The 20,762-nt window shown below is 63.6% G+C and carries 26 protein-coding genes; 7 read left to right on the top strand and 19 right to left on the bottom strand.

The genetic code is table 11. From position 1 onward, the window contains the following. Nucleotides 1-48 precede the first annotated feature (48 nt). Nucleotides 49-699, top strand: coding sequence for a TIM barrel protein (locus DH10_RS11475; protein ID WP_246505796.1), 651 nt, complete (start codon nt 49-51; stop codon nt 697-699). A 166-nt stretch (nt 700-865) separates the two neighbouring features. Here the strand turns inward: DH10_RS11475 and DH10_RS11470 are convergent, their stop codons facing one another. Further along, nucleotides 866-1,096 carry a hypothetical protein gene (locus DH10_RS11470; protein ID WP_192243035.1) on the bottom strand — a complete coding sequence of 77 codons (231 nt, stop codon included), beginning with the start codon at nt 1,094-1,096 and terminating at the stop codon, nt 866-868. Between the two features lie 186 nt (nt 1,097-1,282). Between DH10_RS11470 and DH10_RS11465 the strand changes: the two genes are divergently transcribed. Beyond that, a complete protein-coding gene (locus tag DH10_RS11465; RefSeq protein ID WP_192243031.1) occupies nt 1,283-1,549 on the top strand; it encodes a hypothetical protein in 267 nt (88 codons plus the stop codon). 210 nt (nt 1,550-1,759) lie between these two features. Here DH10_RS11465 and DH10_RS11460 read toward each other — a convergent pair whose 3' ends face one another. The 10 genes from DH10_RS11460 to DH10_RS11415 all read right to left on the bottom strand — a co-directional run bounded on the left by DH10_RS11460 (nt 1,760) and on the right by DH10_RS11415 (nt 14,811). Next, nucleotides 1,760-2,173 (bottom strand): DOPA 4,5-dioxygenase family protein, encoded by a 414-nt coding sequence (locus DH10_RS11460; protein ID WP_192243029.1) that lies wholly within the window; start codon nt 2,171-2,173, stop codon nt 1,760-1,762. A 1,153-nt stretch (nt 2,174-3,326) separates the two neighbouring features. Next, nucleotides 3,327-4,721 carry a polysaccharide biosynthesis/export family protein gene (locus tag DH10_RS11455; protein ID WP_192384741.1) on the bottom strand — a complete coding sequence of 465 codons (1,395 nt, stop codon included), beginning with the start codon at nt 4,719-4,721 and terminating at the stop codon, nt 3,327-3,329. A gap of 214 nt (nt 4,722-4,935) precedes the next feature. Further along, nucleotides 4,936-7,050 (bottom strand): ABC transporter ATP-binding protein/permease, encoded by a 2,115-nt coding sequence (locus DH10_RS11450; RefSeq protein ID WP_376774798.1) that lies wholly within the window; start codon nt 7,048-7,050, stop codon nt 4,936-4,938. Between the two features lie 77 nt (nt 7,051-7,127). Further along, on the bottom strand, nt 7,128-7,781 hold the full coding sequence (locus DH10_RS11445; protein ID WP_376774797.1) for a LysE family translocator: 654 nt from the start codon (nt 7,779-7,781) through the stop codon (nt 7,128-7,130). A gap of 166 nt (nt 7,782-7,947) precedes the next feature. After that, nucleotides 7,948-8,937: a substrate-binding domain-containing protein gene (locus DH10_RS11440; protein WP_192243022.1), complete on the bottom strand. Its 990-nt coding sequence runs from the start codon at nt 8,935-8,937 to the stop codon at nt 7,948-7,950. 87 nt (nt 8,938-9,024) lie between these two features. After that, nucleotides 9,025-10,083 carry an ABC transporter permease gene (locus DH10_RS11435; RefSeq protein WP_192243020.1) on the bottom strand — a complete coding sequence of 353 codons (1,059 nt, stop codon included), beginning with the start codon at nt 10,081-10,083 and terminating at the stop codon, nt 9,025-9,027. Beyond that, nucleotides 10,083-11,600: a sugar ABC transporter ATP-binding protein gene (locus DH10_RS11430; RefSeq protein ID WP_192384740.1), complete on the bottom strand. Its 1,518-nt coding sequence runs from the start codon at nt 11,598-11,600 to the stop codon at nt 10,083-10,085. The genes DH10_RS11435 and DH10_RS11430 overlap by 1 nt, the downstream gene beginning before the upstream one ends. Next, entirely contained in the window at nt 11,597-12,610 is a 1,014-nt protein-coding gene (locus tag DH10_RS11425; RefSeq protein WP_192243015.1) for a LacI family DNA-binding transcriptional regulator, read from the bottom strand. Before DH10_RS11425 ends, DH10_RS11430 begins: the two co-directional genes overlap by 4 nt. 153 nt (nt 12,611-12,763) lie before the next feature. After that, complete coding sequence (locus DH10_RS11420; protein ID WP_192243013.1) at nt 12,764-13,990, bottom strand: anion transporter; 1,227 nt, start codon at nt 13,988-13,990, stop codon at nt 12,764-12,766. A 656-nt stretch (nt 13,991-14,646) separates the two neighbouring features. After that, a complete protein-coding gene (locus DH10_RS11415; RefSeq protein ID WP_126100708.1) occupies nt 14,647-14,811 on the bottom strand; it encodes a DUF3309 family protein in 165 nt (54 codons plus the stop codon). A gap of 412 nt (nt 14,812-15,223) precedes the next feature. Here DH10_RS11415 and DH10_RS11410 point away from each other — a divergent pair, with 412 nt between their 5' ends. The 4 genes from DH10_RS11410 (at nt 15,224) to DH10_RS11395 (ending at nt 17,389) form a co-directional block, all read left to right on the top strand. After that, a complete protein-coding gene (locus DH10_RS11410; protein ID WP_126100709.1) occupies nt 15,224-15,391 on the top strand; it encodes a Thivi_2564 family membrane protein in 168 nt (55 codons plus the stop codon). 50 nt (nt 15,392-15,441) lie between these two features. Next, complete coding sequence (locus tag DH10_RS11405) at nt 15,442-15,732, top strand: hypothetical protein (protein ID WP_192243011.1); 291 nt, start codon at nt 15,442-15,444, stop codon at nt 15,730-15,732. A gap of 93 nt (nt 15,733-15,825) precedes the next feature. Then, a complete protein-coding gene (locus DH10_RS11400) occupies nt 15,826-16,278 on the top strand; it encodes a GFA family protein (protein ID WP_192243009.1) in 453 nt (150 codons plus the stop codon). A gap of 565 nt (nt 16,279-16,843) precedes the next feature. Next, the gene (locus DH10_RS11395) at nt 16,844-17,389 is read left to right on the top strand and encodes a PAS domain-containing protein (protein WP_192243007.1); all 546 of its coding nucleotides are present in this window, start codon (nt 16,844-16,846) and stop codon (nt 17,387-17,389) included. A gap of 23 nt (nt 17,390-17,412) precedes the next feature. Here the strand turns inward: DH10_RS11395 and DH10_RS11390 are convergent, their stop codons facing one another. After that, nucleotides 17,413-17,682: a hypothetical protein gene (locus tag DH10_RS11390; RefSeq protein ID WP_192243004.1), complete on the bottom strand. Its 270-nt coding sequence runs from the start codon at nt 17,680-17,682 to the stop codon at nt 17,413-17,415. 168 nt (nt 17,683-17,850) lie between these two features. Between DH10_RS11390 and DH10_RS11385 the strand changes: the two genes are divergently transcribed. Further along, entirely contained in the window at nt 17,851-18,045 is a 195-nt protein-coding gene (locus DH10_RS11385; RefSeq protein ID WP_095778310.1) for a hypothetical protein, read from the top strand. 126 nt (nt 18,046-18,171) lie between these two features. On the opposite strand, the gene msrA is transcribed toward DH10_RS11385, so the two are convergent. The 7 genes from msrA to DH10_RS11350 form a co-directional block, all read right to left on the bottom strand. Continuing rightward, complete coding sequence (gene msrA / locus DH10_RS11380; RefSeq protein ID WP_192243002.1) at nt 18,172-18,690, bottom strand: peptide-methionine (S)-S-oxide reductase MsrA; 519 nt, start codon at nt 18,688-18,690, stop codon at nt 18,172-18,174. A 155-nt stretch (nt 18,691-18,845) separates the two neighbouring features. After that, the gene (locus DH10_RS11375; RefSeq protein WP_192243000.1) at nt 18,846-19,058 is read right to left on the bottom strand and encodes a hypothetical protein; all 213 of its coding nucleotides are present in this window, start codon (nt 19,056-19,058) and stop codon (nt 18,846-18,848) included. Between the two features lie 271 nt (nt 19,059-19,329). Further along, nucleotides 19,330-19,566: a hypothetical protein gene (locus DH10_RS11370; protein ID WP_192242998.1), complete on the bottom strand. Its 237-nt coding sequence runs from the start codon at nt 19,564-19,566 to the stop codon at nt 19,330-19,332. A gap of 143 nt (nt 19,567-19,709) precedes the next feature. Beyond that, nucleotides 19,710-20,033, bottom strand: coding sequence for a hypothetical protein (locus DH10_RS11365; protein WP_192242997.1), 324 nt, complete (start codon nt 20,031-20,033; stop codon nt 19,710-19,712). Continuing rightward, nucleotides 20,033-20,227 carry a hypothetical protein gene (locus DH10_RS11360; protein ID WP_192242994.1) on the bottom strand — a complete coding sequence of 65 codons (195 nt, stop codon included), beginning with the start codon at nt 20,225-20,227 and terminating at the stop codon, nt 20,033-20,035. The genes DH10_RS11365 and DH10_RS11360 overlap by 1 nt, the downstream gene beginning before the upstream one ends. Then, on the bottom strand, nt 20,212-20,451 hold the full coding sequence (locus DH10_RS11355) for an ABC transporter permease (RefSeq protein WP_192242992.1): 240 nt from the start codon (nt 20,449-20,451) through the stop codon (nt 20,212-20,214). Before DH10_RS11355 ends, DH10_RS11360 begins: the two co-directional genes overlap by 16 nt. 98 nt (nt 20,452-20,549) lie before the next feature. After that, nucleotides 20,550-20,762 (bottom strand): hypothetical protein (locus tag DH10_RS11350; RefSeq protein ID WP_192384739.1); only part of this gene is annotated, 213 nt, incomplete at its 5' end.

Here is a 20,762-nt window from a genome sequence, read left to right as displayed (position 1 = left end):
CTGGATCAATGAGTCCTGACCCTAGCTGAACATGGCGTTGGCGAAGAAATGGAAGCGGTCGCCAGCCATGCCGGCCTCCTGCACGCGACGGATTGCAAAGTGATGGTTTACGGCGAGGTCGCGATGATGACGCCGGGATCGCCGCTCGATGTTCCGATGTCAAAGCGAGTAATCATGCCGAAGGCAGACATGGCTGCGTATGCTGCGCGGTTGACCGAGTTCGCGAAGCGTCTTGCCGAGGAGTACGATCTTAAACTTGCGTACCATCATCATCTGATGATGGTTGCCGAGACATTCGACGAGATCTCGGGAATCTTCGACAAAGTGGGACCAGAGACAGGCTTGCTGCTCGACACCGGTCACGCCGTGGCAGCCGGCTTTGACTACGTCCGACTGATCGAGCGCTTTGGAGACCGTATCAACCATATCCACCTCAAGGATATCCGCAGGCCGGTTCTGGAAGAAGTCCGTACCGGCGATCTGAGCTTCAATGCCGGTGTGCGCAGGGGAGTATTCACAGTGCCGGGAGATGGGATCGTGGACTTCGTCCCAATTGCCCGCTTTGTCAGGGATCAAGGCTATGGCGGGTGGCTCGTGGTCGAAGCCGAGCAGGACCCAGCGGTCGCCCCACCCCGTCTCGCCGTCGCGCGAGCCTTTGAGCATATGTGCGATGTTTTCGCCGACCGACCAGATGCGTAGTGGAGGTTCAGTGCTGGCGCTATCAGGACCTCTAGTGTAGTCGCAGGACAATGTCTGCTTTCAGGAAGCGGCCAAGCTGGTCCTAGGGTGGACATGCGGCGCAGTCTCGACTTCCAATTGGCAAACCGCCGGACCGGCCGAGCACTGCCAACGGCGCAGTGCGGTTCTAGTCCGAAAACCTCACGCTCACGCCGCGCTGCCGAAAATAAGCCTGCATCAACTTGCGACCCGAGCGGTTGTTCTGTGCCAACTTAGTTGGATCGAACACCGCCTGTTTTATCCCCTCTCGTGTCAGCGCTGCCTTAAGTGTCGCGATATGTGCGTCGATGTCGGCATTGTCCGCCCGCAGCGAGGCATAAATACTTTCGGTTGCCTCGGCCACCGTCGGTTCGCTCACTGGTGTAATCCTTTGGTTGGTTGGGGGGCCGCTTAGCACAGATTCGCGGCTCCGCCGATACCATCGATTTTTGTTCCTCGCGTTTTCAGGGGATCGCTTCTATTTTGGACAGAGCCGGAGAGCTCCGACACTAGACGATACTGATGTGGAGAGGCGGGCTCTCGTCTCACAAGGAGGTTTGACGCTGTGAGGATCCGCACGACAACGCACAATCACCCCGGCGAACTGGGCGTCATTTTGCTTGATCAGCCGTTGCCGAACATGATCGTAGCGACCGACATTCGCGATGGCGCTACGACGCTGTTCGGGACCGTTGATTTGCAGGTGAACTATTCTGGCAAGTACGACATCAGAGTTGAATTATCGCCAAGCGAGCTCACGCAGGTCTACCAGCTACTCGTCAAGAACCTCCTCGAGAAAATACAGGAACTTACTAGCGAACGAAATCCTTGAAGCTCGTTAGCCCGACGGTCTCTAGCACGAGCACATGGTACCAAGCGGCGCTAAGTTCGGTGTGGTCTTCACAATGCCTGCTTTAAGGCATCCGCATTATTCAATCCCACGACCGAGATCGGCGCAGAGCGGTCGGTCGCCCGCCTGAGCTAAACTGCCGGTGAGCGCGATTTTCCGAGGCGGAGCCTCATATTGCCGATAGCGCCGCCCCTACGCCCCCAGCGTCGGCTCCGTATTCACCTCCAGCGCCTCTTCCGCCTCATCATCTTCGCCCAGAATTTCGCCGCTCACCCCCAGCGGCCGGCCTATCCAGATCGGGTCGATCAGATGGTCGCGCTTGGGGTTGGTGGTATTGGGGTGGATGAGGATGCTCAGGCCGCCGTGGTTCAGCATCAGCCAGGGAACGAGCGAAGCGAAAATCTCGTTCGCGAACGAGACCTGGTACATGGCCTGCTGATGCGGACCGACCGGCTCGTCGCGCCAGTTGCCCAGGCGCACGCGGAAACGCTCGCCGATGCGCAGGCGCAGCCATTCGGCATGCTGCCGCTCGGTTGGCCCGGCGTAGTAGATATGGGCGTGGTAGCTGGCGATCTCGGCGATTGGCCTTGGACTGACTTCGTTCACTTCGATGCTCCCCTTCGATTGTGCAGAGCTCGTGCATCATATCGACGATGCAAGGACTTGTGGAATCTTCGGCTGCTCGAAGGATCGCAGATGGCAGCGCCGGCCCCGCTCCGTCTCGGCTTCGCCGAGCCACCGTGCCGGGGCGAGCCACAGGTCTCGCCCGTCCTTCGGACCCCCCACGTTGCGGGGGCGAGCGAATGCCAATCGCCGAGGTCGCGGCCATGGAAAGCTTGGGTTCCTCGCCCGCGTGAAATGGGGCAGAGGTGGCCACGCAGCGGCCGGAGAGGAGGATGGCGCTGCCATATGCGATTGCCAGCGCGTCCAAGGCGAACGCAGCTTATGTGGTTGCAACTGTCGCGAGGACCAGCAACGGCCAGAGGCCGCTTCCTGCTTCTAAATCACCGCGGTGACCATCCCTGCCGCATTGAGGCGACAAGCGACTCGCGCCTGCCTGACTTCAATGCCGCCTTGCCTTTCATAGTCTATGCGCACCGCGATCGGGGCGTTAAGTCCGCTTTGAAGTTGTCGCGAGGGACCTGCGCTTGCAGCGTAGACACGCACGGCGCCAAGGGGCTTCGCGGCGGTCATGATCGCCGCGCGACAGGCGCGCACCACGGCAGCCGGCGTACCAGGTTTCGCTTTCAGAGGTGACAGGACCCCAGACGGATGCCGCTCGGTGACCCGCCGGAGGTCACCGTTGGCAGCTCTGGAAGGCTGGAGGGCGCCAGGCAGAATGATGGATTGTACTGCGGTCTTGGCCAAAGCGGGGGCTGTGGTGACTGCGGCCGGGCGCCGGGCAGAGGCAGCCGGCCCGCTTTGGACGGAAGGATGGTCGCCCACACGGGCGCCCGTCGACACACCTGCGCCTATGCCGCCCAGGTTGCCGCCGGCACCAACGCCGAGTGATCTGCTGCCGCTGGCCGATGCGCCAACGTTTGCTCCACCTACACCGTCGGCGCTCGCGTCCACGCCCGCCGACACGCCTTGCGAACCGGCGCTCAATCCAGCGCCGACCCCGACACCGCCAACCGTGCCGCCTACGCCTACGTCAACAGCCGAGGCAGGGCCGATTGTGATCCCGATCGCCAACGCCGCTGCGACATATTTTTTCATGGCCACACTCCCCGGCAGCATAGTTGCGGCTCACCACTCTTCATTGGCGAGGGTCGAGCTTCGGTGGTCGCATCGGGAGCAAAGCGGCGGGAAGAGCTACGGTCGCCACCAGATCAGGTTGCGGTGACCTTTGGACCTTGACCCTCTGTTTGTCCGGCGGCTTACGCGCAGACCCGGAGCGCTCTGTTATGCTTGCAAGAGAACTGGCGGGGATAGGCGCTTTCGGCATGCGTCTCATGCCCACCGTGCGACGCTGCGCCTTGACGATGCCAATTGCCTGCCGCGCTGCACTGAGGCTGCGGGCCAGGCCGATAGATCTTTCACGCTCTTGTTCCAACGCCGCGCTCAACGCTGCCGCGGCCTCCCGTGAAGCGTCGCGTTCCTTGCGCACACTGTCGAGATCACGCGCGGCGGCATCTGCCCGTTGGCGTTCCAGCGCCAGCGCTTCGCCAGCTTGCTTCAATGCTGCCTCGGCCACCTGCCGGTCCTTTATGGCGTTGGCCTGCTCGAACGCCGCCAGATTTGCGTTTGTCTTCAGAGCGTCGACGGCACGGCGGGACGCGGCGAGTTCCTGCTCCATGAGCTCAACCCTATGCCGCTCCTCATCAAGCGTCCGCTGAACGGCAGCCTGGGAGGCTTCTGCTGAGCGATCCGCATTAAGCATCGCGGCCTTTTCATTGTCCCAGACAATGGCCTCGGCCTTGAAGCCTTCGATAACGCGTCTCGCCGCCTCCAGATCTAGCGCGAGCGCTTTGGCTTTCTGCCGCTGCTTTTGCAGATCTTGTGCTTGTTTGGCCGCCTTGTCGGCCACTGCATGTGCCTCGGCGCTTGCGTCGCGCGCGTTGCGCTGCATGACGTCCAGCGCCGCTCGTGCTGCCGCCAATTCGCGGCGTAAAGCCTGCTCATGCTCGCCAGGCAAAGTTCGCGCAGCTTCCTTGAGTGCCTTTGGCTGGTCGCCTTCGGGCTCCACGGAACCTGTCGTTTCGGTGGCCGGTTTCAGGATGCGCTGGACGATCGTCTCTGCCCGCTCGGGCAGGCCACTCCTGGCTTGCAAGCGATCGGCAATCAGCTTTGCCAACTCGTCCGTACGCAGGCCTGCGGCGGCAATGCTCCCGATGTTTGGAAGCTCAAGCCTGCCGGTCGAGTCGATGCTGAAGTTTCGGTTGAGTTGCAACCCCTCTAAAACGCCGCCGCGCAGCGCAGTCCAGTGCCAGACGTGTAGTTCAATACTGTCTCCCGGGCCTAGTCTGTCGTCAGCCGTCGACTGGCTCCTCGCCGGAAGTCCCAGCAGCAGAACGAGGCATAGCGAAATGAGGCATAGCGCGCGGGTGCAGCCCCTGGCGCGCATTCCAGGAAGTAAACTCGAAACCAGTCGTCTAATAAAGGTGAAGGCCTGATGGAAGCATCCTGATTGGGTACCCTGCACATGGTTCATCACTGAACCCCACCGGCTGTGCGTCCCCTCCCCGCTATTTGTTCTGCGTGACCCGTACTGCGCGGCTGGATGCCGCACCAAAAACTCATGATAGAAAAGCACTCTCGGCAGCGCCAAGCTCCGCAAAAGGCTTAGGGGCCGTCTCCTTCTAGCGTAGTAGTTATCGATCCGTCGGGGACGGCTATGGCACGTACTGAGTTCGCCCACTCCCGCCTCACGCCCCTCGACCCCGCCTCCCACTCCCCCATAGAGCCCGCGTGATCAGGCCCCGCTTCCTCTTGCGCGGAATAAGCTCCACATCGCTGACCAGCTTCGCCCCGCCCTCGCGCCGCTCGAGCGTGATCTTGCGGCTGTGAAAAGCTTCCAGCTCGGCGCGGTGGGCGACGCTGATGATGGTGACCCTGGGCAACGCTTGGATCACCGTCTCCATCATCCTGTTCTGGCTCTTCTCGTCGAGCGCCGAGGTCGCTTCGTCGAGCACGACGATGTCGGGCTCATGCAGCAGGAGGCGCGCGAAGGCGAGGCGCTGCTTTTCGCCGCCGGAGAGCGTCTGGTCCCAGGGCGCGTCTTCCTCCAGCCGGTCTTTCAGGTAGCCGAGGCCGACCTTGTCGAGGGCGGCGTTGATCTTCTTGACCGTCCAGTTGTCGGCGGGAGCGGGATAGGCAACCGCGCGACGCAGCGTGCCGGTGGGGATGTAGGGGCGCTGCGGCAGCATGAACAGGCGCCTGTCGGCGTGGAAATTGACCCTGCCGCCGCCCCACGGCCACAGACCGGCGATCGCCCGCACCAGCGTCGACTTGCCCGTGCCGGATTCGCCGGCCACCAGCACCCGCTCGCCCGGCTCGATCTCGACCTCGGTCTCCTTGACCACGCCGGTGCCGTCGTTGAGCGTCACGGAGAGGTCGTCCAGGCTGAGCATGGCGCCGTTTTCCGTCTTGCCGTGCCTGATGCGTCCGAAGGCCTCACTCCGTTCGGCGCGCTCCAGCCCGTCGAGCGACATCATCAGCGAGGCGATGCGGCGGGCCGACGCATTCCAATCGGCGAGGCGCGGGTAGTTGTCGACCAGCCATCCGAAGGCGCCCTGCACGATTGCGAAGGCGGAAGCGGCCTGCATGACCTGCCCAAGCGACATCGAGCCTTCGAGGAATTTCGGCGCGCACAGCAGCACCGGCACGACCGGCGCGAACAGGCTCGACCCTTGAGACACCAGCGCCGTGCGCATGTGCTGGCCGGTCAGCAGCGCCCATTGCCTCAGCACATGGCCGAAATTCCTGTCGATGCCGCTGCGCTCCTCCTCCTCGCCGCCGAGCAGTGCGATGCTCTCGCCGTTTTCGCGCACGCGCGTCAGCACGTAGCGGAACTCGGCCTCCGCCTGGTTCTTCTGCTCGGAAAGCTGCACGAAATGGCGGCCGATAACCACCATCGAGGTGGAGGTGATGGCGGCATAGATGACCGCCGTGACGACAAGGAAGCCGGGAATGATCAGGCTCGCGCCGTCGAGCGTCAGGGTGAGCGCGCCGCCGATCGTCCACAGCACCACGATGAAGGTCGAGGCCGACAGGAACGCGTTGAGCACGCCGGAAATGAAATCGACGGGCGACTCGGTGGCGATCCGCAGATCCTCCGTGAGGCGGGCCTCGGGGTTGGTGTGGTCGCCGGCAACGAGGTTCAACTGATAGTAGCGGCCGCTGGCCAACCAGCGCGCGATGACCGATGTGGTGAGCCAGGAGCGCCAGCGGCGCTGGATCGTCATGCGCAGATAGACCTGCGCGACGACAAGGCTGGCCGTGCCGGCCACCAGCGGCAGGAACACGGCGCTGAGCACATAGACGGTGTGGACGTTGCGTTGCTCGATGGCGTCGAAAAACGCGCGGTTCCAGACATTGATGCCATACTGGAAGCCGACATTGACGCAGATCAGCACCAGCACCCCGATCGTGAACGGCCAGGCGAGCCGGTCGCCGTGCCGGCCCCAATAGCCGCGCCCGCTGATCCAGAAACGCCTCAAAAGGTATTTCTTGCGAGCCTGCTCGGCCTTTTGCGGCGTCAGCTCGGGATCCGGCTCGACGGCCTCGGGCGGGGGCGGCGCGGCCTGGCCGTTCACCTCGGGCGCGGCTTCGGCGGCCGGCTCCTTCATGTCGGCTGATTTCTTTGGGCTCGATTTTTCCGAGGCGCTCGATTTTTCCGGGCGCGGCTTCCGTTCGCGCGCTTCCTCTTCGCGCGCTTCCTCTGGGCGCGACGTCTCTTCGCGCGACTCCTGCGGTCGCGACTTCCCGGCACCGTTTGGTTTGGCGCCGGCCGCCTTCTGTTTGGATCTAGTCTCTGACATCAGGCCGACAACGGCCTGAAAATCAGAAAGTTTCACAATGTCCGCACGAGATGCCCTCGCCGGGCCTCGATGTCACCTCATCCGGCGAAACCCCGGCGCGCGGCGGCTATGCCTTCCCACATCAGCTTCAGGCCGAGCGCGCCGACGACGGCGCCGGCGGCACGGTCGATCCAGTGCTTGGTGCCGAGATAGGCCGCGCGCGGCCGGCTGGAGGAAAAGGCGAAGGCGACGACCGCGTACCAGACGAATTCGTTCAGGAAGAGCAGCGGCGGCAGGATGAGCAGCATCCAGAGCGGCGGCGATGCCGGCAGCATGGCTGCGAACATCGAGGCGTAGAAGATCGCGGTCTTCGGGTTGGCAAGCTGCACCAGAAGCGCACGGCGCAACGCCCGCCAGAACGAGCCGGCGCGCACCGAGGCATCGCTGGCGATGTCGATCGGCTCGTTGGCGCCGCGCCAGATCTTTATGCCGATCCACAACAGATAAGCGCCGCCGGCGATGCGCAGGAAAATGTCCAGCCAGGCGACCTGGACGAGCAGCGCGGTCAGGCCCGCCACCGCAATGGTGGCGAAGATGAAGCCGCCAATGCCCATGCCGATCGCTGCCGCCAGGCCGTCCGAGCGCTCACCGGCCACCGCGATACGCGAGACGACGACGAAACTCGGCCCGGGGCTCATCGCGCCCAGCAGGAAAACGCCAAGGATGGAAAGGATCGTTGCAATCTCGGACAAGGCTCTTCTCCCAGGTCGATGTCGGTTGCCGCGCAAACAATGCACGCGCCAAGCTGATTGTCACCACCCTGGCGGGCCGATCCGTTCGGCCAGCAGGAGCCCCAAAAAGAAAACAAGGCCCCGTCGCCGGGGCCTTGTCGCAACATCTTCGATGGAGAGCCCTGCCCTACTTCCCGGCCAGTTGCTTGGCGTTCTCCGGGGTGATCGCGGTGGTGTCCACCGTCACCGTCGGCTCAACGGACGTCGCGCAGTCGAGCAGGATCTTCTTCGACATCTCGATCGCTTCCTTGGCGCCGGTCGGATAGGTGAAGGTCGCCGCCCAGTCGCCCTTGGCCACCGCCTCGATGCCGCCGGCCGGGCCCGGCAGGCCGTCGGTGCCGATGATCTTGACGTCCTTGCCGGCGCCCTTGGCGGCCAGCAGCGCGCCTGCCGCCATCATGTCGTTCGAGGCATAGAGCACCTTGATGTCGGGATGCGCCTGCAGCATGGCCGAAAAGGCGGTCTGGGCTTTATCCGGAACCCAGTCGGCGGCCTGCTCGGCGACGATCTGGATCTTGGCATTGGCCTTCACGCCTTCCTTGAAGCCGTTCAAGCGCTCCACTGCCGGCGTCGAGCTCGGCAAGCCTTCCAGCACCGCCGCCTCGCCGCCATCGGGCAAAAGCTTCGAGGCCGTGTACTTGCCGGCTTCCTCAGCGATCTTGAAATTGTCGCCGCCGATGAAGGCCGTGTAGTCCTTGCCGGGGTCGCCCACCGTCTTGCGGTCGAGCTCGATCACCGGAATGCCGGCATCCATGGCGCGCTTCACGGCCGGCGTCAGCGGGGCGGCCTCGAAGGGCGAGATCAGCAGAAGATCGACCTTCTGGGTGATGAAATTGTCGACCTGCGAGGTCTGCGTGTTGACGTTGCCGGCGCCGTCGGCGATCTGCAGCGTGAAGCCCGGCACTTCCTTGGCCGCCGCCGTCAGCTCGTCATTGACGTGCTGGCGATAGGGCTCGGCGTTGTTGGCCTGCGAAAAACCGATAACGAACTGGCCGTCCTTGGCACAGGCTTTCACCATCGGGTCGGCCGCCTGGGCAGTGCCCGCCATGCACAGGCCGGCGCCTGCCAGGAGCACGGATTTCAGCGCGCGGCTCATTCCTCTCTCTATGCTTCTCATGCTCAGTCTCCTCCTCATCTGGCGGGAGTTGCCAGACTTTCGTTGCAGTTCCTGGGGTTGCTCTTACGGAATGCTGCCGCCGACCTCCTATCGTCCCAAACCCTCGCGGCGGCGAACGAGGGATTGAAGCACTGCCGCCAAGACGATGATCGCGGCGGTCGCGAGCAACTGCGTGGCGGGGGTGATGTTGTTGAGCTGAAGGATGTTGGCCAGGGCGCCGAGCATGATGGTGCCGGCGACGGTGCCGACCATCGAGCCCGCGCCGCCGAACAGGCTGGTGCCGCCGATGACCACGGCGGCGATCGCGGTCAGCTCATAGCCCATGCCGTCATTGGCGCTGCCGAAGTTGAACTGGCCGGCATGCACGATGCCGGCAAGCGCGGAGGCAAATCCGGTGATGGCGTAGACCGAGATCTTCACCATCGACACCGGCACGCCGGAAATGCGCGCGGCGCGTTCGTTGCCGCCGACGGCATAGACGTAGCGACCGAAGCGCGTGGTGTTGAGCACCAGCGTGGCCAAAGCAGCAAAGATGATGAAAACGATGGTCGCCACCGGCACGGTGTTGTCGAACAGGCGCTCGCCCAGCACCGCGAAGACCGGCGGCGCCAGGCCCGGTCCGTCGCCATAGGAGATGTTGATGTACTGGTTGCCGGAGACGATCAGCGCGAGACCCCGCGCCGCCTGCAGGCCGGCGAGCGTCACGATGAACGGCTCCAGCCGGAAGCGGGTGGAAATCGTGCCCTGGACGACGCCGAAGACGATGCCCATGGCGAGCACGGCCAAAATGGTCGAGATCAGCCCGAAGCCGCCGGAGATCATCATGGTGGCGGTCACCACGGCGGAAAGGCCGAGCACCGCGCCGACCGAGAGATCGATGCCGGCGGTGATGATGACGAAGGTCATGCCGATGGCGATGATGCCGGTTTCCGACACCGCGCGCACGATGTTGGCGATGTTGTCGGGGTTAAGGAACAGGATCTCGCCATGGCGCCGGGGCGAGAAGATGACGCCGCCGATCGCCACCAGCACCAGGCCGATCAGGCTCTGGAAGCGCACGATGATCGCCAGCGGGTCGACGCGCCTCGCTGCCGGAGCAGCGGGTACCGAAGGGCTTGCCGCCACCGAAATCTTCTGGTCCGACATCAGGCCTCCCTGCCGTTTGCCGCGGCAAGCACGGTGTGCTCGTCGACGCCGCCGATGAATTCCGCCACATTGCTCCCCTGGCGCAGCACCACGATCCGGTCGCACAGCCCGATCAGCTCCGGCATCTCGCTGGAGGCGACCAGAATGCCCAGCCCCTGCGCTGCGAGCGCCCGCAGGCGCGCATAGATTTCGCCTTTGGCGCCGACATCGACGCCGCGCGTCGGCTCGTCGAGCAGCAACAGCCGCGGATTGCCGAGGATTTCCTTCGCCAGCACCACCTTCTGCTGGTTGCCGCCCGACAGCGCGCCGACGGCGATGTCCGGGTTCTTCGGGCGGATGTCAAACTGCCCGAAGGATTGCCGCACGGCCTCCGCCTGGCGGCGCGGCGACATCAGCCCGGCTGGCGAGATGCGGCGGATCACCGACATCACCAGGTTCAAGCCCACTGCCATCCGAAGCATCAGGCCGCTGCCGCGCCGGTCGTCGGTGACGAAGGCGATGCCCGCCTTGCGCGCCGCGTTGATGGATTCGAGCTTCACCGGCCGGCCGTCGACCGCTACCTCGCCTTGCCAGCGGCCGGCGAGGCCGGTGCCGTAGAGCGCGGAAAGCAACTCGGTGCGCCCTGCCCCCATGATCCCGGCGAGCCCGACGATCTCGCCTTCCTTGACCTCGAGCGTAATCCCGCTCGGCGGCTGCCAGCCGGCGCTTTCGCGGGCGAGCCTGAAGCTTGCATCCTTGAGGCTCAGCAGCGTCCTGCCGACGCTCTTGGCACGTTCGGGATAAAGCTCGTCCAGCGGCCGCCCGACCAGCAAGCGCACCAGCTCGGCCTGCGGCGCGTGCGGCGCGGCGATGCCGGCGACGCGGCCGTCGCGCATCACCGTCACGCGGTCGGCGATACCAGGGACTTCCTCCAGCCGATGCGAGATGTAGACGATGCCGACACCGGTCGCGGCGAGCTTCCTCATGATGTCGAACAGGCGCTCGACCTCGCCGACGGTGAGCGCCGCCGTCGGCTCGTCCATGATCAAGACGCGCGACGCATAGGACAGCGCTTTGACGATCGCCACCACCTGGCGCTGGCCGACCGAGAGGTCGGCGACGAGCCGCGAAGGATCGATGGCGAGCTCGATCGCCTCCAGCCGCTGCTTCGCCTCGCGGCGCATCGCCGGCACGTCGAGCATGCCGCCTGGCCGCATCAGCTCGCGGCCGAGGAAGAGGTTCGACGCGACGTCGAGCGAGGGCACGAGGTCGAGTTCCTGGAAGATGGTGGCGATGCCGGCTGCCTGCGCCTCGCGCGGATTGTTGAAGCGCACCGGCTTGCCGTCGACGCGGATCTCGCCCTCATCCGGCGTATGGACGCCCGACAGAAGGTTCATCAGCGTCGACTTGCCGGCGCCGTTCTCGCCGAGCAGCGCGTGGATCTCGCCGGCCTTTAAGTCGAAGTCGACGCCACGCAGCGCCTGCACGCCGCCGAAGCGCTTGACGGCGCCGGTGACGGAAAGCAGCGGCGTGCTCATGCTGGCCTCGTGAGGGCCGGCCTCGCGCAGGATTGGCGCGCCTTGAGCGCCGCCGTCAGCCGCACGGAGCGGGGCGCCGCATCGCTCGAGGCGATGCGCTCGCTGAGCAGCGCTGCCGCCTGGCGACCGATCTCGGTACAGGGCTGCTCGACCAGAGTCAGCCTGGGCTCGAAACAATCGGCCCATTCGAAATCGTCAAAGCCGACGAGCGACAGGTCGCGCGGGATCGAAAGACCCTTCTCGCGGATGGCGCGGACTGCCCCGATCGTCGTCATGTTGTTGCCGGTGACCAATGCGGTGGGCGGCGCGGGCAGCGACAGGATTGCATGCGTCGATGCCGTGGCGCTCGCCGTGTCGACATTCTCCGGCGAGACATAGTGCGGCAGGCATTCAAGTCCATTGGCGGCGAGCGAGGCCCGGAAGGCATCGACGCGCTCGCGGGTGGTGGCCAGCCCCGGCTGGCCGGCGATATAGCCGATGCGCCGGTGGCCGAAGGAGGCGACGTGGTCGATCAGCGCCCGCATGGCGGTCTCGTTCTCGACGCCGATCTGGTCGAAGCGATCGTCGGCGAAGCGGTCGATCAGGACGCACGGAACCTTCTTGTCGGCGAGATACTCGATCGCCCGCTGCGGCGAGCCCGACGGCGCCAGGATGACGCCGTCGACGCGGCGCTGGTGGAAGGCGCGTACCACTTGAAGCTCGCGGTCGGGGTCTTCCTGCGTGTCCGACAGGAACACCATGAGACCGAGCCGCGCGCATTCGGCTTCGACCGCGCAGATGATGTCGGTGAAATAGGGGTTGGAGATCGCCGAGATGGCGAGGCCGACGCTGTTGGTCGAGGCGACTTTCAGCGAGCGCGCCAGTTCGTTGGGCTGGTAGCCCATGGCGGCGATGGCGTCGTTGATGAGCTGCGCCTTCTCGGGCGAGACGAAGCGCGTACGGTTGACGACATGCGAGACCGTCGACACCGATACGCCGGCGCGGCGCGCGACCTCAGCCATTGTCGGCATGCGAACGGAGTGCCGGCAAGCGCCCCTCCCTTTGATGCCTTTCCCGTCCGCTCTTCGGCGGATCTGACGAAACATAGAGCCATCGAAACGTTTGCGCAATCGATTCGATAGATAGCCGCGACAGATTTTTGGCGCGGGCGGAAAAGTCCGAAATCAGGAGGTGAAAGCCAACCAGGCCGTGCCGGCGAGGAGCGTCAGCAAGGTCAGCGGCAGGCCGACCCTGAAGAAGGCCATGAAGGATAGTTCCTTGCCGGCCGCCTTCGCCTGCTCGGCGACGATGAGGTTGGCGACGGAGCCGAGCAGCGTGAAATTGCCGGCGAGCGTCGAGCTCATCGCCACGACCAGCCAGGCGCGCTGCGGGTTTTCCAGGCCGGGAATGAAGGGGCGCATCGCCAGCACCGCCGGCACGTTGCTCATGATGTTGGAAAGCACCGCGGTGAAGCCGGAAAGCCGCCAGACATCGTCGAGGCCGGTGGTCTTTGCCCAGGCGATCATATCGGGGGTGAGCAGTGTGCGCTCGGCGCCCGCCACCACTACGAACAGGCCGGCGAACATGAACAGCAGCGGGCCGTCGACCTCGCGGTAAATGCGGTGCGGCTTGATCGCGCGGGTGACAAGCAGGAAGGCGCCGGCGATCAGCGCTGCCTTGGCGACGGGCACGCCGGCGAAGAAGGCGATTGCCAGCGCCACGCAGACGATCGTCGCCTTCAGCACCTGCCCCGGCAGCATGCGGCCGCGATAGACCTCGGGACTGAGTTCGGCGGGACGCGAAAACTCGGCACGATAGACGATGCGCACGATGACGATGACGGCGACGAGGCCGAACAGCGCCACCGGTGCCAGGGCCGCCGTGAAGGCCGGATAGGAAATGCCTGACAGCGCGCCGATCACCATGTTCTGCGGGTTGCCGGTGATGGTGGCGACACTGCCGCAGTTGGAGGCCGTGCAGGTGGCGATGAGATAGGGGACCGGGTTGCGCCTGATGACGTGGGTGACGTGGACGACGATCGGCGCCATCACCAGGCAGATCGCATCATTGACCAGGAAGGCCGAAAGCACGCCGGTCAGAAGCGTCACCATGATCAGCAGCATGAAGGGCGCGTGCGCATGCTCGATGGCGAAGCCGCCGAGCGCCCGGAAGGCGCCGGACACCTTCAGATGCGCCACCACGATCATCATGCCGAGCAAAAGCGTGATGGTGTCGAAATTGATGGCGCGGTAGGCGTCCTCGATGCCGATCGCGCCGATGGCGATCATGGCGGCGCCGCCGAGCAGCGCGATGCCGGCACGGTCAAGGCGCAGGCCCGGGAAGCGGCCGACCGCGACGCCGGCATAGGTGAGCACAAGGATGAAAAGCGCGCCCGCGCCGGTCCATGTCATTGCCAGAGGTTCCCGTTCGCCCTGCTCTGCCCGGCAGAATCTGCTCGGACCGCACTTTGCCGGACCACCTTTAGCAAGGGTGAAGCAAAGGGAAAACGTCGATCGTCGAAACTTCGACCAACCGCTCTGCGCCTTTACATTGCAATTGGCTAATGTAATGTTTTCAAAAAAATCGGGCCGACAATCCAGTCGTTGGGGACTAAACGGATGAACGCGGTCGTTGAAGGGGAGCATCACGTCTCGCTAAAGGAGAATCTGATGCCCTCGACGGAATGCCGGCGCTGCCATGGCGCCAGGAAAGTCTTCATTTGCGCCCGCTGGATCAGTTCCAACGGCCATTGCTGTCCGGAAGGCACGCACCGGCCGAGTTGCCCGGGGCACAGTACGGTATGCCTGGAATGCGGCGGAGGCCAAGGCCGGAACGCCTGACGGATCGCGTTTGAAGGAGCCCGCCGGCTCACGCCGCCAGAGTCGGCGAGCTCCCCGGGCAGCCCGCAAACGGCCGCCACGACGCAAGCCGGCTTTCTCGCATGGCTGGCAAGACTTCGTCATTAAAGTTTGACATGGCTACCTTGGGCGTTGTCGCGATCACGCCAAGCCGTTCGTCGCGGACGGAAGGCTCTGCGCGCCGCCCTCCTGCTCTCACCGGACGATGGTCAGAGCCGTCCGAGCAGCACCAGAATGATCACGATGATCAGGAGCAGCCCCAGACCGCCGCCGCCATAATAACCGGTGCCGTAGAAAGGCCCACCGCCCAAGCCGCTAAAGCCGCCGAGCAATGCCAGAATAAGAATGATGACGAGAATTGTGCCGAGGCCCATAACCTTTTCCTCTTCCGCCTGATCCGCGCCTGTCATGAGGAAATGAACTCCTCAGGCGTCGTGCATGTTTCCGCCGGATTCCTCCGGATTCATTTCTACCGCGGAACGGTTTGGTCAGACGTTTCGATGGGCACCGAATTGGCCTCGAGGCCCTTGGGAGCCATCAACATAAGCACGACGGCGACAGCGATCGATGCAATGATCGCCGCGGTGCAGAAAACGTCTTTCATCTTCCATCCCGCAGCATTCGAAGATGCTAAACAACGCACGGCGCCCTCTCGCGTTCCGCAATACCAGCTTTGCCCCGATCCGAGACATCCGGAACCTTTCCTTGCCAGTAACGTTAGACGCAGCCCGACTTGGGCCAGAAGACTTGTGGCTAGAAGACTTGGGGCCAGAAGGAGGCAGGCAAATGGGCTTATCGATTCTCATCGGCATCTTGATCACCTTTCTGGTGGTGATCCTGGTGCTTTATCTTATCCAGCGCCTGCCGCTCGACGGCCGCACCAGGCAGATCGCCCAGATTGTCGTCATCATCATCGGCATTGTCTCGCTGCTCAGATATCTTGCGGTTTTCTAGCAGCGATCCATATTCGTCACCGAAAAGCAACGGCTGGAAACCGGTCCCCCATGAAAAGTGTGCCGATAGCTCTTGTTGCCGGTGCGACACTGTTGGCTTCAGGCGCCGCTGATGCTCGGCCTGACACGCGCGCCATGACCTGCGCCGAGACAAAGGCGCTGATCCAGGGCCGGCACGCCGCGGTGCTGACCACCGGGCCCAACACCTATGATCGTTTCGTGCGCCAATTCGGCAATGAGTGTGATTGGCCGGAAGTCCCGATATCGATCGCGGTTCCGACCCGTGACGGTCCCTGCCGCGTCTACCGCTGCGAGGAACCGGTCTTCGACTTGCCTGGTTGAGCGACGCTTCCAACCGCGTTGCGGAACCGTTGTGGCGGCACGCGAATTGTAGCGGGTGATGACACAAAGATTCCGGCTGCAGGAGGAACGGCCATGTCCAACGATGTCATGCGCAGCGGCAGCTGCCTGTGCGGCGGTGTCCAGTTCCGGGTGACCGGCGAGCCGCTAAGGGTCGGCCTTTGCCATTGCAAGGACTGCCGCAAGACCAGCGGATCGGCCTACCAGGCCTTTGCCATATGGCCACGCCAGGCATTCGAGAGCGAAGGAATCACCAGCACCTATGGCGGGCGAAGCTTCTGTCCAACCTGCGGCAGCCGCTTGCCGTCGGTCGGCGAGGACGAGGTCGAAGTGATGATCGGCAGCCTGGATGTCGCGCCGACCGAAGGGCTGGAGCCCAGCTACGAACTGTGGATAGGCCGACGCGAGCAATGGTTGCATCCCCTGCCCGATGCGCGCCAGTTCGAGCAAGACCGGACCGTCGCCGATTCGGCGGCCGATGATGGCGAACCGGAGGCAGGGCGGGAGCCGTATCGCGAGTCGGCCTAAGTTCCGGCGGCGGCAAGGCTTAGGTCCTATACAAAGAAAGCATCGGTCCCAGCGAGCCGGCAATATGCCCTGGAAATGGCCCGGCCGCTGACCGCGAGGGCCTCGTCTTCTTCTCGAAGTCGAACATTTTCAACCACAGGTCGGTTTGCCGGCGTGGCTACGGCCGCTAGCATCCCCGGCGCGGCGAAACCTTTTGGAGGCCGCTTCGGCCGGCGCGGTTCAGGCAACACACCAGCATTGCCGCGCCGGCCTTGCAAGAACGATAGAATGTCCGGCCTCGGCGCTGCGTCCGAGCGAATACAACTTTTAAGATTGTTTCAAATTCAAAGGCTTTTTCTTATCGTGTGAAGCACCGAGCTTCAGTTGCGGCGAAGAAGTGAAAATTGTTTCAGCAAGAGAAAATTTTTCATAATCCGCATTTCTGGTCATGCCAACTACGCGGTTAGGCTAAGTAAGCAAGCAGCAGGCCCTATGATTTCCTGCCCTGTACAAAAGACCACCTTTGTTTCTTTTTGGTTTTGCGACATACTGCTGACGATTCTTGAAACCGGACGGGGCGGTTTTCATGACGTTGGCGCCGGAGTGCAGCCGCAACGTGCATATGCGGTATCCACCGATCGACGGGTTCTGGACCTGGGACATCAAGCGCGCCCGCGTTTATGGCGACGCAAATCTGTCCGCCTATTTCGACCTGACGCTCGAGGAATTCTCGCACGGTGCGCCGCTGGAACGGTGGATGCAAAGCATAGAGCGGGAAGACCAGCCGAGGGTTCGGCTGGCGATCCGCAAGGCAATCGAGCGCAGGTCAGGCTTCCGCGAGGTCTACAAGGTCCGCTCGGAAAAGATGGGGCTGCGCAAGATCCTGGCCGTCGGCCAATGCTATGTCGACGGCATGGGCGAGGCAGCGCTCTACCCCGGCTGGTTCGTTGACCTGACGCAGGACGCCGCGTGCGAGGAGCATTCGCTGCGGGAAATCCACAACCATGTCGAGCAGGCCAAGGAAATCGCGCGGTCGATCGGGCACGACATGCTGTCCTACCTCCTGGACAACATCCAGGAAGAGATCCAGCAGGGGCTTGGCGAGAAATCGAGGAGGCGCAAATCTTCCTGAGGCGTTCTTTGACAGATTTTGGGCTAGCTTCTGGGCGGAAGCCTGCCGCGCCTGCCGATCTCGGCCGTCACCATGCGTGCGAAGTGCGACTGGGGCGAGCGGCGCTCGATAAGCCTGGCTCGCTCAAGGGCTGTGTCGCCATAGAATTCGACGAGCACATTGGCGGCTTTGGCGGCGTCGGCCTGCAGCCTGCCGACATCGGCCTGCCCGCTCCCACTCGAGGGCTCGCTCCTGGCAATCACGTCAAGCATGGCTTGCAACTTGTCAGGAGTGCTGCCCTCGTCTTCGTGCATGGTCGCTATCCGATTGGGGGCGCAAAATATCGACATTCCCGCGCGATGTCCAACCGCTTCGTTGATCGAACACGGGTGCAACCGGGTACAGCCTAATCGCGAGTCGGACCCATAACCTTCGTACAAGTATAGTGAGCCAAACTTCCCATGCAGACATTGGGGGCACCGATGGACCAGCCAAGCAAAATGGAAAACCTGCAGTTTGCGCAGGGGATCTTGCGGGAGCTTCGTCAGAAGGCTGAGGCCGATGGCGAAAAGCTTCTGACCTATCTCATCGACATGGCCTATCTCGAAGCCAGCGACCGTATCCGCGCCCATTGGATCGGCAGCCACGAAAACGAGAACCGCCGGGCCAAAGGCTGAGGCCACTGTTCCAGCCGGGAGCGTGCCGGCAAGATGCCAGCTGGCGCCCGAAACGCAAAAAAGCCCGCCATGCCTTTCGGCACGGCGGGCGTGATCGTGAGTGAGAGGCGACTGCGTAGCCGCTATTTATGATGCGGCGGCTTTTTCACGGACCGGAAGCTTCCAGCCCGGCCGGACGAAATGGCAGGTATAGCCGTTAGGGTAGCGCTCCAGATAATCCTGATGTTCAGGTTCGGCCTCCCAGAAGGGACCGGCCGGAGCAAGCTCGGTGACGACCTTGCCTGGCCAGAGGCCCGAGGCGTCGACATCGGCCATCGTATCCTCGGCCACCCGCTTCTGCTCGTCGCTGGTGTAGAAGATCGCCGAGCGGTAGCTCATGCCGACATCGTTGCCCTGGCGATTCCTGGTCGTCGGGTCGTGGATCTGGAAGAAGAATTCAAGAAGCGTGCGGAAACTGGTCCTGGCTGGATCGAAGACGATCTCGATCGCCTCGGCATGGGTGCCGTGATTGCGGTAGGTCGCGTTCGGCACGTCGCCGCCGCTGTAGCCGACCCGGGTGGCGATCACGCCGGGGAAGCGGCGGATCAAATCCTGCATGCCCCAGAAGCAGCCGCCGGCAAGGACCGCGCGTTCGGAAGAAGCCATATCAAACCTCCTTTGGATTTCTCCATAAGTGGGGATTGTGGCCTGCTTCTTCCAGCCGCTCAAGCGGCGACCGCCACGATGGCAGCAGACTGTCTGCCGGCACTTTCAAGGCGAACGCCCGCCGAGGCTCGGAGGGCGTTCGATGCCGAAAGAGATCAGCGCTCCCGGCCGCGGCCGCCACGATCATGATCATGGCCTTCGCCGCCCAGGCAGCTGCTGTCGCTGATGCCGCAGCAGCGGCCGGCCCAGAGCTTGTTGGTCGGCGAGTTCTCGCATTCGGTCCTGACGGCCTGGTCGGCCATGGCCGAACCGGCCAAAGCAGATGCGGCAACGAAGGCAAGAAGAGTATTGCGAAGTATTGCAGTCATCTGAATTCTCCATGTCGAATGGTGTCTATTTGCAGCGATATGTCGCCTGGGGACATGAAATGCTTCACGGAGGTTTCAGAAAAATGCCGTCGTGTCTGCTCCGATGTTTCAGGTTCTTTTGCTTGCTGTAACGGCGTTGCCCATATCGAACCCCCTTTGGATTTCTCCATCGGCGAGCTTCTTCCAGCCACTCAAGCGGTTGGGGCAAGCAAGACAACCGAGCGATGCTCGCCGGTAGACACCGGCGAACATCGTGTCCATGAGGCGAGCCTCACTTGGGGCCCTTATCGCCTCTGCCATTGTCGCCTCTGCCGTGGTCACCCCTGCCCTGGCCGTGGCTTTCGCCGCCCAGGCAGTTGGCATCGCCCACGCCGCAGCAGCGGCCGGCCCACAGCTTGTTGGTCGGCGTGTTGTTGCATTCGTAGATCTGCTGGCCTGCCATAGCCGAGCCGCCCAGGGCTGATACGGCGACGGCTGCAAGAAGTGCATTGCGAAGGATGTTGGTCATCTGAATTCTCCATGTTGTGGTTTCGTCTGCAACCCTGTGTCGCCTGACGAGACCGGGTGGTTCATGAAGCGTTCAGAAAATTCGCGATTGCCGGCGGCTCGCGCCCTGCCGACCGGAACCTGCGATCGCGAAACAGCGGCGCCTCATTCCTCTTTCGCCGTCTTGAACCGCCTCACCACCACCTCGAACACGATGTCCGAAATCCACATGGCCGAGACGCCGATGAGGAAGGCGGCGGCTAAAGTGGCGGTGTCGTCTGCGGCCTCCGGCATCGGCAGGCCGCTCGCCTGAACCCAGGCGACCACGGGCAGCGTCAGATAAGCGGCGGCTAAAGCGCCGCAGATCGGCGAGGCCACCATCTCGCGCAACTTGTAACGGTGGCGCGACAGCGCTCTCAGCACCCCGCCTGCGAGGCCGGCGGCCACCACTTGGCCCTTGACGCCGAGCAGATCGAAGATGTCGTGCATCAAGGCCTCCAGCCGCAGAGTTTTGCGCCCTTGCGGTTGTGGGCGAGGAGCGCCCTCGCCTCCTCGTCCGACAGCGTATCGACGGTCTTGCCGGAAAGACGCAGCGGCGAGGAAACCGCGCAGAAGCTGCCCTTGGCCGTGGTGCAGCCGCAGAGCGCTGCGACGATGACGGCGGAGATCAGTCCCTTGCCCATGACTTCAGCTCCTTCTTGACCGCACCGGCGGGCAGCGCGCCGATATCGTTGTCGACCTGGTCGGCGACATCGCGGGCCGACGCTTCGCTGGCCGCCTGCCGGTCGCGCTCGACCTCGGCGCCGGCGAGCCTTTGGTGAAAGCCCCAGCCAAGCGCCGCAATGAGGGACGCCAAAACGCCCAGGATGGCGGGATTGCCGGAGAGGAAGGACAGGAGCGCCGTCATGCCAGCCACCACACGACAAGCGCGCCGACGAGGAGCAGCGCGCAGATGACCCAGGGCAAGGCCTGGCGGATGAGTTCGGTGAAGACTTCGACCATTTGCTACCTCATTTCGACCAGTGGAATTTGCGGGCGAGCGCGGTCGGCCTGGCGCTTAGCCTCGCCACCGAGGCCTGGTACGCCGGTTTCGAGCGCCATCTGGATGTCGGGATCGGCCGAAAGGGCGGCGGCGTCGTTGGCGCCGAGCAGGCCGCGCGCCACGAGGACGCCGGCGCCATAGCGCAGCGCGATGCGGATAATGACGGCGATCATTGG

Origin of the sequence: Mesorhizobium silamurunense (genome assembly GCF_014843825.1) — a bacterium.
Taxonomy (GTDB): Bacteria; Pseudomonadota; Alphaproteobacteria; order Rhizobiales; family Rhizobiaceae; genus Mesorhizobium; species Mesorhizobium silamurunense.
Note: the sequence above shows the minus strand (reverse complement) of the source record. Positions and strands in the feature narration are given on the sequence as shown.

Bases quoted from the DNA above. Each gene is read 5' to 3' on its own strand.
- DH10_RS11475 (WP_246505796.1), top strand. From the start codon at position 49: ATGGAAGCGGTCGCCAGCCATGCCGGCCTCCTGCACGCGACGGATTGC.
- DH10_RS11455 (WP_192384741.1), bottom strand. From the start codon at position 4,721: ATGAACCATGTGCAGGGTACCCAATCAGGATGCTTCCATCAGGCCTTC.
- DH10_RS11450 (WP_376774798.1), bottom strand. From the start codon at position 7,050: ATGTCAGAGACTAGATCCAAACAGAAGGCGGCCGGCGCCAAACCAAAC.
- DH10_RS11440 (WP_192243022.1), bottom strand. From the start codon at position 8,937: ATGAGAAGCATAGAGAGAGGAATGAGCCGCGCGCTGAAATCCGTGCTC.
- DH10_RS11435 (WP_192243020.1), bottom strand. From the start codon at position 10,083: ATGTCGGACCAGAAGATTTCGGTGGCGGCAAGCCCTTCGGTACCCGCT.
- DH10_RS11430 (WP_192384740.1), bottom strand. From the start codon at position 11,600: ATGAGCACGCCGCTGCTTTCCGTCACCGGCGCCGTCAAGCGCTTCGGC.
- DH10_RS11425 (WP_192243015.1), bottom strand. From the start codon at position 12,610: ATGCCGACAATGGCTGAGGTCGCGCGCCGCGCCGGCGTATCGGTGTCG.
- DH10_RS11420 (WP_192243013.1), bottom strand. From the start codon at position 13,990: ATGACATGGACCGGCGCGGGCGCGCTTTTCATCCTTGTGCTCACCTAT.
- DH10_RS11415 (WP_126100708.1), bottom strand. From the start codon at position 14,811: ATGGGCCTCGGCACAATTCTCGTCATCATTCTTATTCTGGCATTGCTC.
- DH10_RS11410 (WP_126100709.1), top strand. From the start codon at position 15,224: ATGGGCTTATCGATTCTCATCGGCATCTTGATCACCTTTCTGGTGGTG.
- DH10_RS11405 (WP_192243011.1), top strand. From the start codon at position 15,442: ATGAAAAGTGTGCCGATAGCTCTTGTTGCCGGTGCGACACTGTTGGCT.
- DH10_RS11400 (WP_192243009.1), top strand. From the start codon at position 15,826: ATGTCCAACGATGTCATGCGCAGCGGCAGCTGCCTGTGCGGCGGTGTC.
- DH10_RS11395 (WP_192243007.1), top strand. From the start codon at position 16,844: ATGACGTTGGCGCCGGAGTGCAGCCGCAACGTGCATATGCGGTATCCA.
- DH10_RS11390 (WP_192243004.1), bottom strand. From the start codon at position 17,682: ATGCACGAAGACGAGGGCAGCACTCCTGACAAGTTGCAAGCCATGCTT.
- DH10_RS11385 (WP_095778310.1), top strand. From the start codon at position 17,851: ATGGACCAGCCAAGCAAAATGGAAAACCTGCAGTTTGCGCAGGGGATC.
- msrA (WP_192243002.1), bottom strand. From the start codon at position 18,690: ATGGCTTCTTCCGAACGCGCGGTCCTTGCCGGCGGCTGCTTCTGGGGC.
- DH10_RS11375 (WP_192243000.1), bottom strand. From the start codon at position 19,058: ATGACTGCAATACTTCGCAATACTCTTCTTGCCTTCGTTGCCGCATCT.
- DH10_RS11370 (WP_192242998.1), bottom strand. From the start codon at position 19,566: ATGACCAACATCCTTCGCAATGCACTTCTTGCAGCCGTCGCCGTATCA.
- DH10_RS11365 (WP_192242997.1), bottom strand. From the start codon at position 20,033: ATGCACGACATCTTCGATCTGCTCGGCGTCAAGGGCCAAGTGGTGGCC.
- DH10_RS11360 (WP_192242994.1), bottom strand. From the start codon at position 20,227: ATGGGCAAGGGACTGATCTCCGCCGTCATCGTCGCAGCGCTCTGCGGC.
- DH10_RS11355 (WP_192242992.1), bottom strand. From the start codon at position 20,451: ATGACGGCGCTCCTGTCCTTCCTCTCCGGCAATCCCGCCATCCTGGGC.